Origin of the sequence: Nonomuraea zeae (assembly GCF_005889725.1) — a bacterium.
Taxonomy (GTDB): domain Bacteria; phylum Actinomycetota; class Actinomycetes; order Streptosporangiales; family Streptosporangiaceae; genus Nonomuraea; species Nonomuraea zeae.
The window spans coordinates 2,501-5,000 of record NZ_VCKX01000503.1 but is presented as its reverse complement, the minus strand read 5'-3'; the positions used below and the strand labels follow the sequence as shown (position 1 = coordinate 5,000).

Here is a 2,500-nt window from a genome sequence, read left to right as displayed (position 1 = left end):
AGTATGCTTTGTGGTCAAGTCCTCGGCCTATTAGTACCGGTCAGCTCCACACGTTACCGTGCTTCCACCTCCGGCCTATCAACCCGGTCGTCTACCGGGAGCCTTACCCACTCTCATGGTGGGAGACCTCATCTCAAGGCGAGCTTCCCGCTTAGATGCTTTCAGCGGTTATCCCTTCCGAACGTAGCCAACCAGCCGTGCACCTGGCGGTACAACTGGCACACCAGAGGTTCGTCCGTCCCGGTCCTCTCGTACTAGGGACAGCCCCTTTCAAGTCTCCTGCGCGCGCAGCGGATAGGGACCGAACTGTCTCGCGACGTTCTAAACCCAGCTCGCGTACCGCTTTAATGGGCGAACAGCCCAACCCTTGGGACCTACTCCAGCCCCAGGATGCGACGAGCCGACATCGAGGTGCCAAACCATCCCGTCGATATGGACTCTTGGGGAAGATCAGCCTGTTATCCCCGGGGTACCTTTTAGCCGTTGAGCGACACCGCTTCCACACGCCGATGCCGGATCACTAGTCCCAGCTTTCGCTCCTGCTCGACCCGTCAGTCTCACAGTCAAGCTCCCTTGTGCACTTACACTCGACACCTGATTGCCAACCAGGCTGAGGGAACCTTTGGGCGCCTCCGTTACTCTTTAGGAGGCAACCGCCCCAGTTAAACTACCCACCAGACACTGTCCCCGATCCGGATCACGGACCAGAGTTAGACGTTCAAAACGACCAGAGTGGTATTTCACCAATGACTCCACCATCACTAGCGTGACAGCTTCCCAGTCTCCCACCTATCCTACACAAGACGTTCCAAACGCCAATGTCAAGCTGTAGTGAAGGTCCCGGGGTCTTTCCGTCCTGCTGCGCGAAACGAGCATCTTTACTCGTAGTGCAATTTCGCCGGGTCTGCGGTTGAGACAGCGGGGAAGTCGTTACGCCATTCGTGCAGGTCGGAACTTACCCGACAAGGAATTTCGCTACCTTAGGATGGTTATAGTTACCACCGCCGTTTACCGGCGCTTAAGTTCTCACCTTCGCCAACTTGCGCTGGCTAAGCGGTCCCCTTAACGTTCCGGCACCGGGCAGGCGTCAGTCCGTATACATCGTCTTACGACTTCGCACGGACCTGTGTTTTTAGTAAACAGTCGCTTCCCCCTGGCCACTGCGACCCCCACCAGCTCCCAGAGCTAATCTGATCACCAGCAGAGGTCCCCCTTCTCCCGAAGTTACGGGGGCAATTTGCCGAGTTCCTTAACCACAGTTCACCCGATCGCCTTGGTATTCTCTACCTGACCACCTGAGTCGGTTTAGGGTACGGGCCGCCACAACACTCACTAGAGGCTTTTCTCGGCAGCATAGGATCATCCACTTCACCACAATCGGCTCGGCATCACATCTCACCCACAAGTGTTGCGGATTTGCCTACAACACGGGCTACATGCTTACCCCAGGACAACCATCGCCTGGGTTGGACTACCTTCCTGCGTCACCCCATCGCTTACCTACTACCCGATCGGATCGAGCGTTCACTCTGACCCCAAGCCCGAAGGCTTTAGGCGAGCTAAGGACTCTTAGCATCACGAGGTTCGATATGGGCGCATTGAAGCGGGTACGGGAATATCAACCCGTTGTCCATCGACTACGCCTGTCGGCCTCGCCTTAGGTCCCGACTTACCCTGGGCGGATTAGCCTGGCCCAGGAACCCTTGGTCATCCGGCGCGAGGGTTTCTCACCCTCGATTCGCTACTCATGCCTGCATTCTCACTCGCACAGCCTCCACAACTAGATCACTCTGCTGCTTCGCCGGCTGCACGACGCTCCCCTACCCATCAACACAGACGAATCTGCATCAATGCCACGACTTCGGCGGTGTACTTGAGCCCCGCTACATTGTCGGCGCGGAATCACTTGACCAGTGAGCTATTACGCACTCTTTCAAGGGTGGCTGCTTCTAAGCCAACCTCCTGGTTGTCTCTGCGACTCCACATCCTTTCCCACTTAGCACACGCTTAGGGGCCTTAGTCGGTGATCTGGGCTGTTTCCCTCTCGACTACGAACCTTATCGCCCGCAGTCTCACTGCCACGCTCTCACTTACCGGCATTCGGAGTTTGGCTGACGTCAGTAACCTTGTCGGGCCCATTAGCCATCCAGTGCTCTACCTCCGGCAAGAAACACGCGACGCTGCACCTAAATGCATTTCGGGGAGAACCAGCTATCACGGAGTTTGATTGGCCTTTCACCCCTACACACAGGTCATCCCCCAGGTTTTCAACCCTGGTGGGTTCGGTCCTCCACCCAGTCTTACCTGAGCTTCAACCTGCCCATGCGTAGATCACTCCGCTTCGGGTCTACAGCATGCGACTCAAACGCCCTCTTCAGACTCGCTTTCGCTACGGCTCCCCCACACGGGTTAACCTCGCCACACACCATAACTCGCAGGCTCATTCTTCAAAAGGCACGCAGTCACATCACACAAGGACGAATCCTTGTAAGCTCCTACG

Annotated in this window: 1 rRNA gene (only partly in view); it reads right to left on the bottom strand. The window is 56.6% G+C overall.

The annotated features are described in order from the left end of the window. Positions 1-10 precede the first annotated feature (10 nt). Positions 11-2,500, bottom strand: a 23S ribosomal RNA gene (locus tag ETD85_RS60025) (it continues 617 nt past the right edge of the window).